This is a genomic window from Amycolatopsis albispora, from assembly GCF_003312875.1.
Taxonomy (GTDB): domain Bacteria; phylum Actinomycetota; class Actinomycetes; order Mycobacteriales; family Pseudonocardiaceae; genus Amycolatopsis; species Amycolatopsis albispora.
The window spans coordinates 6,101,252-6,115,073 of record NZ_CP015163.1 but is presented as its reverse complement, the minus strand read 5'-3'; the positions used below and the strand labels follow the sequence as shown (position 1 = coordinate 6,115,073).

Sequence of the window (13,822 nt, the reverse complement as noted above, 5' to 3'; positions counted from 1 at the left end):
CGTGTCGAACGCACGACCGCCCGTGGTCGACCTGGTCACCTGGCAGGCCGCCCGCGACGAGCTGCTGGCCCGCGAGAAGGCCCACACCCGCGAGGGCGACGCCATCGCCGCGGCCCGCCGCCGCCTGCCGATGGTGGAGTTCGACGGCACCGTCGAGGTGGTCGGCGCCAACGGCCCCGTGCCGTTCCTCGACCTGTTCGAAGGCCGTGACGAACTCCTGCTCTACCAGCACATGTGGCACGACGGCGCGCCGCACCAGGGCCAGTGCGAGGGCTGCACCAACATGGCCTGGCACCTGCGGGACGCGGTGTACCTCAACGCCCGCGGCGTCTCGTTCGCCATCGTCACCACCGGCCGCTGGGAGGAGGTGGCGCCCTTCGTGGAGTTCATGGGCTACACCCAGCCCTGGTACTCGGTGCGTGACGTGCCCGCGCCGGTCGGCGGCGAGATGGGCTGCGTCTCCAGCTTCCTGCGCGACGGCGACCGCACCTTCCTCACCTACTCCACCACGGGCCGCGGCCTCGAAGTGGCCAACGGGTCCTTCGGCCTGCTCGACCTGACGCCGTACGGCCGTGGTGAGGCCTGGGAGGACAAGCCGGACGGCTGGCCCGAGGGCGACGTGCCGTGCTGGTACTGGCGTTCGGCCGCGGACGGGACCGCCACCTGGGGCCCGACCAGCCGTCCCGTGGCGCAGTGGACACGACCCGGCGCGACCCCGGTGGAAACGCTCGGCCGCCAGGGCGACTGCCACTAGGGCAGGAAGGAGACCTTGCCCCGGAGCAGCGCGTACCCCACGAAGGCCACCACGTCGAGCAGCGTGTGCGCGACCACCAGCGGCCACAGCCGGTTCGTCTTCTGCCACAGCCTGCCGAACACCAGCCCCATCACCAGGTTCCCGACGAACCCGCCGAGGCCCTGGTACAGGTGGTACGAACCACGCAGCACGGCGGCGGCGAACAGGCTGGAGTTCTCCCGCCAGCCGAGCTGCCGCAGCCGGGTCAGCAGGTAGCCGACCACCAGCACCTCTTCGGCGAAGGCGTTGCCGAACGCCGAAAGCGTCAGGGTGATCGGCCGCCACCACGACTCGGTCAGCGTGGACGGCTGCACGGCCAGGTTGAACCCGAGCTGCCAGCCGACGAAGTACAGCGCGAGCCCCGGGATGCCGATCAGCGCGGTCAGCCCGGCACCCCAGAGCAGGTCGCGGCGCGGGCGCGTCCGGTCGAGGCCGACCTCGGCCAGCTTCATGCCGCCGCGGTAGAGCAGGTAGACGCCGAGCGCGCCCCAGCCGATCAGCTGGGTCGCGCTCAGCACCTGCTTGAGCAGGTCGATCAGCCCGGTCGCGGCCTGCGGCACGTTGAGCGCCACCTGCTGCTCGTTGAGCGGTTCCGGGCGCAGCAGCGAGTCCAGCAGGGACAGCAGGCTCCTCGCCCCGGACAGCCCGAGCGTGATGCCGAAGACGACCAGCAGCTCGAACTTCAGCACCCGGCGTTGGGCCGGGTCGGTGACCACCTCGGGAAAGGCCGGGCGGTCGCTGATCAACCAGGAGCGCATTCGCGCAAGCTACCTCGTGGCGGATAGCGTCGAGGTCATGCCACGGACCATCGCCACGAACACCCCGGTCGAGCGCGCCGGACTGCTCGAATTCCTGCGCCCGCGTCACCACGGCATCCTGACCACGCGCCGCGCCGACGGCAGCCCGCAGCTGTCGCCGGTGACCTGCGGGGTGGACGACGAAGGCCGCATCGTGATCGCCACGTATCCGCAGCGGGCGAAGGTGCGCAACCTCCGCCGCGACCGGCGCGCGTCGATGTGCGTGCTGTCCGACGAGTGGAACGGCGCCTGGGTGCAGGTCGACGGCACGGCCGAGGTGCTCGACCTGCCCGAGTCGGTGGAGCCGCTGGTCGACTACTTCCGCGCGATCTCGGGCGAGCACCCCGACTGGGACGAGTACCGCGAAGCCATGCGCGAGCAGGGCAAGTCGCTGATCCGGCTGACCATCGAGCGCTGGGGCCCGATCGCCACCGGCGGCTTCCCGCCCGAACTCGCCTAGCGCTCGGAGAAGAACGGGCAGCCGACCAGCCGCCGGATTTCCACGGCCAACTGCGGCGGGCTGTCCACTGGCTGCGAGAACGCCAGCCGCACGTCGTGGTCGCCCGCCGGGGACTCGACCCGCAGGCGCAGCCCGTGCCGGTCGAGCCCGAGCGGCCGGATGACCCCGCCGCGCAGCTCCTCCGGCAGGTGCCTGCCCAGCTGCTCGACCACGTCGGCGTGCTCGGTCTCCAGGTGCTGGAGCCAGCGTGCCTCGTAGTCGTGGAACGGATCGGGCGTGGCCGCGCTGAACATGTGCGGCCGCAGCGAGTGCGTGCCGTCGGCGTCGGCGAGCACCAGCGACGCCGGGGTCAGGCGCAGCATGGTGAGCCCGTGGTTGACGTCGAGCAGCCGGTGGTCCGGCCGGTCGGCGGCGATCGCCACCGCCCGCGCCCGCGCGGCGGGCGGGTCCAGCGGGCGCAGGAACCCGGTGATCCAGAGCAGGCCGCGGATCGGCTCGCGCAGCGGCACCGGGGCGTGGTCGGCGAGTTCGAGCATCACCCCGAACTCGCCGCGCTGTGTCTCCGCTGCGGCTTCCACCAGCGGATGTCCGTCGGGCAGGAGCAGGCTGACGCTGCCGCTGGCGTGCACGTGGTGCAGCACCGGCACCACCCGGCCCTCACCGGGCTCGACACGGTCCACCGACGGGACCAGCGTCGCCGGGCAGTCCCGCGACGCGATGGTTTTGGCGCGCTCGGCGGGATTCGGCGCCGGCGGACGGCGCGTGGTCGTCGTGGGCTCGGTCAAGATCCACCTCCTCTTACTTAGGTGAGGCTAACCTGTCCGAGCCCACGACGCCAGGGTGATCAGCGGCCGGGACCGCGTCCCGACCAGGTCCACGCGTAGCCGGGGTCCTCCGACGCTTCCGCCGCCTCGCCGAGGTCCAGTGGCGCGAAGGTGTCCACCATGACCGCGGTCTCGTCGAAGTAGTCCGCGCCGATCGACGCCTCGGCCGCACCCGGCTGCGGCCCGTGCGTGAAGCCGGACGGGTGCAGCGAAAGCGAGCCGATGCCGATGCCGGAGCCCTTGCGTGCCTCGTAGTTGCCGCGCACGTAGAACATCAGCTCGTCGGAGTCGACGTTCGCGTGGTTGTACGGCACCGGGATCGACTCCGGGTGGTAGTCCACCTTCCGCGGGCAGAAGGAGCACACCACGAAGTTCGGCCCCTCGAAGGTCTGGTGCACGGGCGGCGGCTGGTGCACGCGGCCGGTGATCGGCTCGAAGTCGTCGATGTTGAACACCCACGGGTACAGGCAGCCGTCCCAGCCGACCACGTCGAACGGGTGGTTGGCGTAGGTGTAGCGGGTCAGCCCGGCGCGGTGGCGCACCAGCACCTCGACGTCCTCGCCCTCGGCCAGCAGCGGCGCCGACGGGCCGCGGATGTCGCGCTCGCAGTACGGCGAGTGCTCCAGGAACTGCCCCTTGCTCGACAGGTACCGCTTCGGCGGGCCGATGTGCCCGCGTGCCTCGATGGTGAGCAGCTGCAGGGGCTCACGCGGCACCACCCGGTAGGTGCACGAGGTCGGGATGACCACGTAGTCGCCGTCGCCGATCTCCAGCGCGCCGTAGATGGTCTCCAGCGTGCCGCTGCCGCCCTGGACGTAGAACAGCTCGTCGCCGGTCGCGTTGCGGTACAGCGGGCTGGGCACGGTCGCCACGGCGAAGCCGATGGTCACGTCGTTGTTGCCGAACAGCCGGCGCCGGTCGGTCACCGCGTCGGCGTCGGCGGTGAACTTGAGGTCCTGCGTGCGGAAGCTCCGCGGCTTGAGCGGGTGGTTCGGGGTCAGCTGGCCGCGCTCGTCCGGCACCGCGACCGCGTCCACGATCGCCGTCGGCAGGTAGCGGTGGTAGAGCAGCGCGGAATCGGCGGAGAACCCCTCGACGCCCATCAGCTCCTCGGCGTAGAGGCCGCCCTGGGGTGAGCGGAACTGGGTGTGCCGCTTGTGCGGGATCTCCCCGACTCGGCGGTAGTAAGGCACTTGCCCCTCCGGAAAGGTCTCGAACGTGTCCGTTTTACGGACGTGTTTGTCCTGATGTCGTACGCTACTAGCGTGTCAGTCGTGTCAAGCGCAGTGGAACTCACGCCCCCCGGCCCCCGCGGAATTCCGCCCCTGTTCGCCCGGCTCGTCGACGACTCCGCGCTCTTCCCTCCCGGGGACGCCGCGATGCCCGAAGCCCTGCGCTCGTACCTGGAAACCAGGGCGGGTGAGCACGCCGGCCTCGTCGGCCTGTTCCTGTGCCAGGCGTCGCGGCTGCCGGAGCTGATCACCGAGCTGATCAAGATCAAGCCGAAGACCCCGCTGCCGTTGTCGCTGATCATCGACACCGGCCTGGGCGGGGTGCCGAAGGCGATCTCGATCGTGGAATCCCGCGACGAGCTGCTCGACCTGCGCATGGTCGAGATGCCGGCGCCGTCGGACGTGGACGAGGTCTGGCTGGAACGGGTCTCCGAGTTCGTGCCGGAGGACGTCATCCGGGTGGTCGAGCCGCGGCGCGGGGTCGGCTGGCTCGACGGCGTGCGCAAGGTGATCGAGCACGGCAGCCGCCCGAAGATCCGCTGCGGCGGGCTGTCCAGCGAGAACTTCCCCAGCGTGGACGAGGTGGCCGACTTCCTGGCCGTGGTCAGCGCGCACTCCGGCGCCTCGTTCAAGGCCACCAACAGCCTCCACCGCGCCGTCCGGCACGCGGACGCCGAGACCGGCTTCGCCCACCACGGCTTCCTCAACCTGCTGGTCGCCGCGGCCCGCTGCCTGTCCGGCAAGGACGTGCGCGCGGCGCTGGAGGAGACCGACGGTGCCGTGCTGGCCAAGGAGGCCGCCGCGTTGTCCGAGCCCGCCGCGAAGGCGGTTCGTGAGCTGTTCGGGTCCTACGCTTCGGCCTCGCTCGACGAGCCGGTGGGGGACCTGAAGGGCCTGGGCCTGCTGTGAGCCGGAGATGAGCCGCGAGGGCTCGCTGACCCTGGAGCGGGGGCTCGCCCTGCTCCAGGCCGTGGCGGACGCGGGCAGTGAGGCGGCGACCATCTCCGAGCTGGCGGCCGCGATCGGCGCCAGCAGGCCGGCGGTGTACCGGCTGCTGGTGCCGCTGGCCGAGCGCGGGCTGGTCTGGCGCGACGGGTCGAAGGTGCGCCTCGGGGTCGGGTTGCTGCGCTTGTCCGGCCAGGTGCTGCCGCAGCTGCGCCAGGCCGCCCAGCCGGTGCTGCGTGACCTGGCGGAGGCCGTCGGCGCCACCGCGCACCTGTCGGTGGCGGAGGGCGAGCAGGTGCAGGCGATCGCCGTGGTCGAGCCGTCGTGGACGAACTTCCACGTGGCCTACCGCGTGGGCAGCCGCCACCCGGTCACCGCCGGGGCCGCGGGCAAGGCGATCACGCTGCGCGGGGAGCCGGGCTGGGTGGCCACCACCGGCGAGCTGCAGCCGGGCGCCTCCGGCGTGGCGGCGCCGGTGCGCGGACTGCCGGGGCTGCGAGCGAGCATCGGCGTGATCTCACTGGACCCGCTGGACGCGGACGCCGTCGGCCCGAAGGTGGTGGAGGCGGCCGCTCAGCTCACCGGCGTGCTGAGCTGAGCAGCGGGCGGGTCATCGTCAGCAGCAAGGCGAGGTCCACGGCGAACAGCACGCGCTCGAACAGGCCGAGCGTGACCACCGGATCCGCCGGTTCGGTGCTCATGATCCAGGCGAAACTGGCCAGCACCACCACCAGCGTCACCGCGCTGGCCACCGACAACCGCCGGATCGTGGTCCGCCTCGGCTCCCACATGCACTGCATATTCGACCGTCGCGTGAGCAGCCAGCCCGCCATCGGCAGCGAGATGAACGCGAGCACCGCGCCACCGTTGTGCACCTGACCGCTGAGCGTGCGCGCGGCACCGTCCGGATCCACCGGGAACAGCCCGCACACCACCAGCCCCGCGCACCACAGGCCGAGCAGCACCGGCACCGCGCCACCGCGGCGCGCCCTGGCGATGCCGACCAGCAGGGCCAGCGAACCGGCCGCCAGCGCCAGGCACATCACGCCGAAGCTCGGCGCGGCCCCGGCGTTGACGTACTCCGACAGCGTCCGCCACAGCGGGCTGACCTGGCTGGACAGCTGGATGTGCAGGTGGACGGCGATGAGCACGGCGACACCCATGCCGGCGAGCGCGATGCGGCCGTGCGGACCGGCCTCGCGGGTGGGCAGCGTGCTCACTCGTGTTCACCTCGGCTTCGCAGAACAGACACGAGCCAGCCATGTTATGCGAATGAGATCTTCGAGGCGGGAGCGGGTCAGGCGAGGGTCTGCCAGAGCGCCGCGACGCTGAACGCGGCGAAGACGAACCCGGCGACCCGCTGGATCAGCTTCGGCCGGATGCGGTTGCGCACCTTCTGCCCGATGAAAACGGCGATCCCGGCCACCGCGATCAGCGCGCAGAACGCGCCGATGCCGACCGCGACCGGCTGCTCGAGGCGCGCGGCCAGCCCGGCCGTGGCGAGCTGCGACGCGTCACCCCATTCGGCGGCGAACAACACGCCGAACGAGGTCATCGCGGACCGCAGGAACGAGACCGGCCCGGGGCCGATGCGCGCGGCGTCCTCCGCACCGTCCACCGCGGGGGCGAAACCCTCGCGCAGCAGGAAGTAGGCCCCGATGCCGAACATCACCGCGACGATTCCGGACACCAGCGTTTCCGGCAGCAGGGTCAGCACACTGCCGAACAACACCGCGATGGTGCTCTGCACGGCGAATGCGGCGCCCACCCCGGCAAAAACCGGCCAGGCCCGGAAACGGGTGGTCAGCACGAGCGTGGCAACCAGCGTCTTGTCCGGCAGCTCGACGGCGAGCACCAGGCCGAACGTGCTGATCAGTGCCAGTAATGCGGCAGACATCGCGATGGTCGCCCCCTTTCACTTCAACGATAAAGGGGGTATTTGGAAAAGGCCAGCAGATGGGAATCGCGAATCGCCGGTTGAGCGGGGATGACAAATTGTTTTTGGCGTGCCGAAACTAATTCTTGCGGACGGGGTAAAATGAATTCATGACTGCCGAGAACGTCGTGGTGACCACCACAACCGACAGCGAGTCCGCGGCCAGGGCGCTGGCCGCCGGTGCCATCGAAGCCCGGCTCGGGGCCTGCGCGCAGGTGCTCGGCCCGATCACCAGCGTCTACCGCTGGGAAGGCGCGGTGCAGACCGACCAGGAGTGGCGCGTGGAGATCAAGACCGCCGCGCGGCGCACCGAGGAACTGACCGCCCACCTGCTCGAACACCACAGCTACGACACGCCGGAGGTGATCGCCACCCCGATCACCGGCGGCAGCCCGGCCTACCTGAGCTGGCTGGCCGAGGAGACGCGATAGTCAGGACCTAGGTCCCGGGGTGAACGGGACTGTTTGAACTGGCGGGCGCCCGCGCGCGAGACGACGCTTGCTCTCGTGGAGGTCTTGGAACTCGCGCGGTGGCAGTTCGGCATCACCACCGTCTACCACTTCCTGATGGTCCCGCTGACCATCGGGCTCTCGCTGCTGGTCGCCGGGATGCAGACGGCCTGGGTGCGCACCGGCGACGTGCGCTACCTCAAGATGACCAAGTTCTGGGGCAAGCTGCTGCTGGTCAACTTCGCCATGGGCGTGGTGACCGGGATCGTGCAGGAGTTCCAGTTCGGGATGAACTGGAGCGAGTACTCCCGGTTCGTCGGTGACGTGTTCGGCGCGCCGCTGGCGATGGAGGGCCTGGTCGCCTTTTTTGTCGAGTCGACTTTCCTGGGGCTGTGGATCTTCGGCTGGGACCGCCTGCCGAAGAAGGTGCACCTGGCCTGCGTGTGGGCTTTCTCGCTGGCCACCGTCGCCTCGGCGTACTTCATCCTGGCGGCGAACTCGTGGATGCAGCACCCGGTCGGCGTCGAGTTCGTCGACGGCAAGCCGACGATGAACTCGATCTGGGCGGTGCTGACGAACAACACCGCGCTGGCCGCGATCCCGCACACGGTGGCGGGCACCTTCTCGGTGGCGGCGGCGTTCGTGGTCGGCGTCGCGGCCTGGCACCTGTGGCGCAAGCGGTCGGCCGACGACGAGCACCGCGCGGTGTGGCGCTCGTCGATCCGGCTCGGCGGCTGGGTCGGCGTGGTGGCCTTCGCCGCCCTCGCGGTCACCGGTGACGTGCAGGGCAAGCTGATGTTCGAGCAGCAGCCGATGAAGATGGCTTCGGCGGAGGCGCTGTGCCACACCGAGGCGCCGGCGAGCTTCTCGATCCTGGCGATCGGCGACGTGGCGGACGCGCAGTGCGAGGACGTCAAGACCTTCACCGTGCCCGCGCTGCTGTCCTTCTTGGCGCACAACGACTTCAGCACCGAGGTGAAGGGTGTCGAGGACCTGGTCACCGAGTACCAGGCGCGGTACGGGACGAACTATCCCGACGACCCGCGGCTGGGTGAGCTGGCCGGGCAGCCGATCGACTACGTGCCCAGCCTGCCGGTGACCTACTGGGGTTTCCGCGCGATGATCGGCTTCGGCGCGATCTCGGCGGGGCTCGGGGTGCTGGCGCTGTGGCTGACCCGGCGCGGGCGGATCCCGTCGAGCCCCTGGTTCCCGCGGCTGATGCTGGCGGGCATCGTGACGCCGTTCGTGGCGAACAGCGCCGGCTGGATCTTCACGGAGATGGGCCGCCAGCCGTTCGTGGTGGTGCCGAACCCCACCGGCGTCGACGGCGTCTGGATGTTCACCGCGACGGCCGTGTCCAATCTGAGCGCCGGTGAGGTGTGGATCTCGCTGATCGGCCTGACCGCGGTGTACCTGGCGCTGGGTGTGGTCGAGGTGTTCCTGCTGCGGAAGTACATCCGCGGCGGCATCGAAGGCGTGATGCCCCCACCCCCCAAACCCCCCGCCGACGCCGACCCAGACGACACGGCCCTCTCCTTCGCCTACTGAAAGCCACGACCATGCCCGCAACCGCTCCGCGCCCCACCCTTCGCGGTGATGCACCCCTTCGCGGTGACGCGCCCCTTCGTACCCACGCGCCCCGCGGGGCCACCGCGACCCGGCGCACCCACCCAACCCGTCGTGCCGACGCGACCCCGCGCACCCAACGGCTCCGTCGTGCCGATGCCATCCTGCGCACCCAACGGCTCAGGGGCGCCAACGCCATCCTGCGCACCGACCGGACTTGGCACGCCCACTCAACCCAGCGCGCACATTCGACCGGCCCTATCCACCCGGCCCAGCACCCCCACAACATCCAGCGCGCCCACAACCCCCAGCACCCCCAGCACCCCCACCCCACCCGTCCACACCCCACCCGAGTGCAACCCCCGCCGCTCCCAGGGGGGCGTCCCCAGCTCCAGCGTATCGCCCACAAGCCCCCGTCTTGGTTGTCCACAGGTTTCTGTGGACAACTGCGTCCGTTGTGCACAACTTGGGGAAAACAGGTTTCACGTGGCACAAGTCCCCGGAACGCCAGCCGGAAAGCGGAGGTGAGTTGAGATGGACCTGGAGACGGTCTGGTTTGTCATCGTCGCCGTGTTCTGGCTCGGGTACCTGTTCCTCGAGGGCTTCGACTTCGGCGTCGGCATGCTGCTGCCGTGGCTGGGCCGCGACAACACCGAGCGCCGCGTCATGATCAATACGATCGGGCCGGTCTGGGACGGCAACGAGGTGTGGTTGATCGTCGCGATCGGCGCCACCTTCGCCGCGTTCCCCGGCTGGTACGCGACGCTGCTATCCGGCGCCTACCTGCCCGTGCTCGTGGTGCTGCTGGCCCTGATCGGCCGCGGCGTCGCCTTCGAGTACCGCGGCAAGGTCGACTCCGACCGCTGGCGCCGCGCCTGGGACAGGGTGATCGTGCTCGGCTCGTGGCTCCCGCCGCTCGGCGTCGGCCTGCTGCTGGCCACCACCATGCTCGGCCTCCCGCTCGACGCCAACGGCGACCGCATCGGCAGCCCGCTCGAGGCCGTGCGCTGGGACACCCTGCTCGGCGCGCTCGCCTTCGCCGGGTTCTCCCTGGTGCACGGCGCCACCTTCCTCACCCTGAAAACCGAGGGCGAGTTCCGCGAACGCGCCCGCGCCACCGCGCTGAAGCTGATGCCGGTCGCGCTGGTGCCGATGTTCGCCTTCCTGGTGCTCGTCCAGCTCCGCGAAGGTGCACTGTGGACGGTCGTCACGCTCGCCGTCGCGGCGCTGTCGGCGATCGTGGCCTGGCTCCGGCTGGTCGCCGACCGCGACGGGCAGGCCTTCGCCGCGCTCGGCGTGCTGATCGCCACCGCCGCGATCACCCTGTTCGGCGCGCTCTACCCGGACGTGCTGCCCTCCACCGGCGACCCGGCCAACACGCTGACCATCGCCGGTGAGGCCTCCAGCCCGTACACCCTGCAGGTGATGACCTGGGTCGGCGCGTTCGGCGCCCCGGCCGTGCTGGTCTACCAGGGCTGGACGTACTGGGTGTTCCGCAAGCGCATCGGCACCCGCCACATCCCCCCGGTGCACACCCCATGACTCCCGGCCGCACCACCCTTCCCGCCAAGTTGTCCACAGTGGACACAGTGCGGCCGGGACCGGGCCCGCTCGGCGCGCTGCCTTCCCTTTCGCCGGTGGCGCGCCGGGCGCTGGCCTTCGCCGCGGTGCTGGCCGCGGCCAACGCCGCGCTGCTGGTGGCGCAGGCGTTCCTGCTGGCTTCGATCCTCGCCTCGATCGTCGGGGGCGGCGGCGAGGAGATCGGGGGCCGCACCGCCTGGCTGCTCGGCGCCGTGGGAGGACGCGCGCTGGTCGGCTGGGCGGTGCGGGTGGCCTCCGCGCGGGCCGCGGCGGGCGCCAAGGAGGAACTGCGCGCCAAGGTCGTCGACCACGCCGCGGCGCTCGGCCCGGAGTGGATCGCCGCCCGCGGCACCGGCGAGCTGACCGCGCTGACCACCCGCGGCCTCGACGCGCTCGACGCCTACTTCACCACCTACCTGCCCGCGCTGGTCACCGCCGCGGTGGTGCCGGTCGGCGCGGGCGCGGCGGTGCTGTTCGCCGACTGGCCGTCGGCGGTGATCATCGCGGTGACCGTGCCGCTGCTGCCGATGTTCGCGATCCTGGTCGGCAAGTACACCGCGGACCGGGTGAGCGACGCGACCGAAGCCACCCACCGGCTGTCCGGCCGCCTGCTCGAACTGATCCGCGCCCTGCCGGTGCTCGCCGCCTTCCGCCGCGCCGGAGCGCAGGCCGAGGTGGTGCGCCGGGTTTCCGACCGCCACCGCCGCGACACCCTGAAAACCCTGCGCGTGGCGTTTTCCTCGGCCTTCGTGCTCGAACTGGCCGCGACGCTTTCGGTGGCACTGGTCGCGGTGGTGATCGGCGTCCGGCTGGTGTCCGGGGACCTGACCCTGGCCATCGGGCTGGGGGTGCTGATCCTCGCGCCGGAGTGCTTCCAGCCGCTGCGGGCCGCCGGCGCCGCCTTCCACGCCAGCGAGGACGGTGTCGAGGCGGTCCGCCGGGTCACCGAGGTGCTCGCCGAACCCGTGCCGTCGCCCGGCAGCCGGAAACTCCACAAAGGACAGATCGAGGTCCGCGGGCTGCGGGTGCTCCGCCGTGGTGCCTTCGCGCCCGACGGCGAGACCTTCACCGCCCGGCCCGGCGAGCTGACCTGGCTGCGGTCCCCGAGCGGCGCCGGGAAGTCCACCACGCTCGCCGCGCTGCTCGGCTTCGTCCGGCCCGAATCGGGCACGGTCACCGTCGGCGGGCAACCGCTCGCCGAAGCCGATCTCCCGCACTGGCGCCGCCAGGTCGCCTGGGTGCCGCAGTCGCCCGCGTTCACCGGCGGCACGGTCCGCGAGGAACTCCGGCTCGCCCTCGCCGACCAGGGCGTCGAGCCCGAAGAGGATGAGTTGCTCAGTGTCCTGGTGGCTGTGTGGCTGAGTGGCTTAGTGGATCAGCCAGTCAGCCACCTGTCCACTGGCCAGCGGCAGCGGGTGGCGGTGGCCAGGGCGCTGCTGCGGGCCCGGTACGGCGCCTGGCTCCTGCTGCTCGACGAGCCGACCGCACATCTCGACGCGGCCTCGGCGCGACGCGTGATGACGGCGATCAAGGAGGTCGCGCAGGGCGGCGCCACCGTGGTGATCGCCGCGCACGACCGGCTCACCTCGTTCACCGAAGACGAACTGGCCGAACCGATCACCGCCGCCGACGCACCAGCCGAGCGCGAAGCCAAGCCGATCGGCCTGCGCCGCCTCACCGATCGCGCCTTCCTCACCGGGGCCGGACTGGGCGCCGCCGCGCTGCTGTCCGGCATCGCGCTGACCGCCACCTCCGGCTGGCTGATCGCCAAGGCGTCGCAGCAACCACCGATCCTCACCCTGACCGTGGCGGTGGTCGGCGTGCGCACCTTCGGCCTCGCCCGCGCCGGACTCCGCTACCTCGAACGCCTCGCCACCCACGACGGCGCCTTCCGCGTCGCCACCCGGCTGCGCGTGGACCTGTGGCGGGCGCTGGTGCGCAGCGGTCCCGTCGGCACCAGCGCACTGCGCGACGGCGAGGGCCAGCGCCGCCTGGTGTCCGATGTGGACACTGTGCGTGACCTGCTGCCGCGGGTGGTCTCGCCGCCGCTGGTCGCCGTTCTCGTGGTGGCGGGCGCGGTTGCCGTGCAGACCGCCGTGCTCCCGATCGCCGGGCTCTACCTCGCGGTGGCCGCGTTGCTCGCCGGACTGCTCGCGCCCGCACTCGCGCTCCTGCTCGAACGCCGTGCGACTTCGGCGCTCGCCGAAGGCCGCCGTGACGTGTCGGCCCGCGTGCTCACCCTCTTCGAAGGCGCCGCGGAACTGCTCGCGTTCGGTGCTTACCGGCAGCAGCGCCAGGCGCTCGCCCGTGCCGACGAGCGGCTCACCGCGGGCACGCACCGGCAGGCGTTCGGCGCCGGTGCCGCCGAAGCGCTGGTGGTGCTCGCGATGGGCGGCGCGACGGTCGCGGCCACCGTGGCGGCCGCCGCCGACCCCACGCTCAACCCGGTGCTCGCGCCGATCGTCGCCCTGGTTCCGCTGGCGCTCGCCGAGGTGCTGCTGCAACTGCCGCCGGTCGCCCAGCACTGGGACGAACTGCGCCGCGCCCGCACCCGGCTCGCCGCGGTCCTCACCGCCCCGGACGGCCCGAAGCCCGAGCACGCCGACCACATCGAGCTGACCGGCGTGGACGTGCGCTGGCCCGGCGCGCCCGAGCCGGTGCTGCGGGACGTCACGCTGACCGTTCCGCGTGGCGCGAAGGTCGCGATCACCGGACCGTCGGGCGCGGGCAAGTCGAGCCTGCTCGCGCTCCTGCTGGGTTTTCTCGCGCCGGAACGCGGTCGCGTGCGGACGCCGGGCGCGGTGGCCTGGGCGCCGCAGGAACCGGGGCTCGTCGCGACCACGATCGCCGAGAACCTGCGCCTGGCCGACCCGCACGCGACTCCCGAGCAACTGGACCGAGCGCTGGCCACCGCCGGTCTCGCCGACGTGCCCGCCGAAACCCTCCTCGGCAGCGGTGGCGCGGGGCTGTCCGGTGGGCAGGCGCAGCGGGTCGCGCTGGCGAGAGCACTGCTCGCCGCCGAGAGCAGTGATCTCGTTCTGCTCGACGAGCCGACCTCGCACCTCGACGAGCAGACCGCCTTCGAGGTCCGCACCGGACTCGACGAAGCACTGGCAGGCAAAACCGTGGTCTGGGTCACGCACCGCCTGGAGGAGGCCGCCGTCGCCGACCTGCACCTCGACGTGCGGGACGGGCGCGTGCACGTGCTGTCGCGAAGCGGTGTTTAACTTGTTGACGCT

The 13,822-nt window shown here is 71.6% G+C and carries 13 protein-coding genes; 8 read left to right on the top strand and 5 right to left on the bottom strand.

Annotated elements, in window-relative coordinates; all coding sequences use genetic code 11:
* The first annotated feature begins 1 nt into the window (after nt 1).
* Nucleotides 2–754, top strand: a complete 753-nt coding sequence (locus A4R43_RS28900) for a DUF899 family protein (protein WP_113695176.1) — start codon at nt 2–4, stop codon at nt 752–754.
* Here the strand turns inward: A4R43_RS28900 and A4R43_RS28895 are convergent.
* Complete coding sequence (locus A4R43_RS28895; RefSeq protein ID WP_113695175.1) at nt 751–1,551, bottom strand: CPBP family intramembrane glutamic endopeptidase; 801 nt, start codon at nt 1,549–1,551, stop codon at nt 751–753. The genes A4R43_RS28900 and A4R43_RS28895 overlap by 4 nt on opposite strands.
* Before the next feature lie 37 nt (nt 1,552–1,588).
* On the opposite strand from A4R43_RS28895, the gene A4R43_RS28890 reads away from it, so the two are divergent.
* The gene (locus A4R43_RS28890) at nt 1,589–2,050 is read left to right on the top strand and encodes a PPOX class F420-dependent oxidoreductase (protein WP_113697964.1); all 462 of its coding nucleotides are present in this window, start codon (nt 1,589–1,591) and stop codon (nt 2,048–2,050) included.
* Here the strand turns inward: A4R43_RS28890 and A4R43_RS28885 are convergent.
* Nucleotides 2,047–2,835: a DUF2470 domain-containing protein gene (locus A4R43_RS28885; RefSeq protein ID WP_113695174.1), complete on the bottom strand. Its 789-nt coding sequence runs from the start codon at nt 2,833–2,835 to the stop codon at nt 2,047–2,049. The genes A4R43_RS28890 and A4R43_RS28885 overlap by 4 nt on opposite strands.
* A 59-nt stretch (nt 2,836–2,894) precedes the next feature.
* Entirely contained in the window at nt 2,895–4,067 is a 1,173-nt protein-coding gene (locus A4R43_RS28880) for a homogentisate 1,2-dioxygenase (RefSeq protein ID WP_113695173.1), read from the bottom strand.
* Between the two features lie 93 nt (nt 4,068–4,160).
* Here A4R43_RS28880 and A4R43_RS28875 point away from each other — a divergent pair, with 93 nt between their 5' ends.
* Together A4R43_RS28875 and A4R43_RS28870 are read left to right on the top strand one after the other, a co-directional pair.
* Nucleotides 4,161–5,015, top strand: a complete 855-nt coding sequence (locus A4R43_RS28875; RefSeq protein WP_265737443.1) for a hypothetical protein — start codon at nt 4,161–4,163, stop codon at nt 5,013–5,015.
* 7 nt (nt 5,016–5,022) lie between these two features.
* A complete protein-coding gene (locus A4R43_RS28870) occupies nt 5,023–5,649 on the top strand; it encodes an IclR family transcriptional regulator (RefSeq protein WP_113695172.1) in 627 nt (208 codons plus the stop codon).
* Here the strand turns inward: A4R43_RS28870 and A4R43_RS28865 are convergent.
* A complete protein-coding gene (locus tag A4R43_RS28865) occupies nt 5,630–6,214 on the bottom strand; it encodes a DUF998 domain-containing protein (RefSeq protein WP_113697962.1) in 585 nt (194 codons plus the stop codon). The genes A4R43_RS28870 and A4R43_RS28865 overlap by 20 nt on opposite strands.
* Before the next feature lie 134 nt (nt 6,215–6,348).
* Nucleotides 6,349–6,948, bottom strand: coding sequence for a TMEM165/GDT1 family protein (locus A4R43_RS28860; RefSeq protein WP_113695171.1), 600 nt, complete (start codon nt 6,946–6,948; stop codon nt 6,349–6,351).
* A 149-nt stretch (nt 6,949–7,097) separates the two neighbouring features.
* Between A4R43_RS28860 and cutA the strand changes: the two genes are divergently transcribed.
* The 4 genes from cutA to cydD all read left to right on the top strand — a co-directional run bounded on the left by cutA (nt 7,098) and on the right by cydD (nt 13,810).
* On the top strand, nt 7,098–7,418 hold the full coding sequence (cutA, locus tag A4R43_RS28855) for a divalent-cation tolerance protein CutA (RefSeq protein WP_113695170.1): 321 nt from the start codon (nt 7,098–7,100) through the stop codon (nt 7,416–7,418).
* 75 nt (nt 7,419–7,493) lie between these two features.
* Nucleotides 7,494–8,984 (top strand): cytochrome ubiquinol oxidase subunit I, encoded by a 1,491-nt coding sequence (locus tag A4R43_RS28850; RefSeq protein WP_113695169.1) that lies wholly within the window; start codon nt 7,494–7,496, stop codon nt 8,982–8,984.
* Between the two features lie 552 nt (nt 8,985–9,536).
* On the top strand, nt 9,537–10,544 hold the full coding sequence (gene cydB, locus A4R43_RS28845; protein WP_113695168.1) for a cytochrome d ubiquinol oxidase subunit II: 1,008 nt from the start codon (nt 9,537–9,539) through the stop codon (nt 10,542–10,544).
* On the top strand, nt 10,541–13,810 hold the full coding sequence (gene cydD, locus A4R43_RS28840; protein ID WP_113695167.1) for a thiol reductant ABC exporter subunit CydD: 3,270 nt from the start codon (nt 10,541–10,543) through the stop codon (nt 13,808–13,810). The genes cydB and cydD overlap by 4 nt, the downstream gene beginning before the upstream one ends.
* Nucleotides 13,811–13,822: the final 12 nt, after the last annotated feature.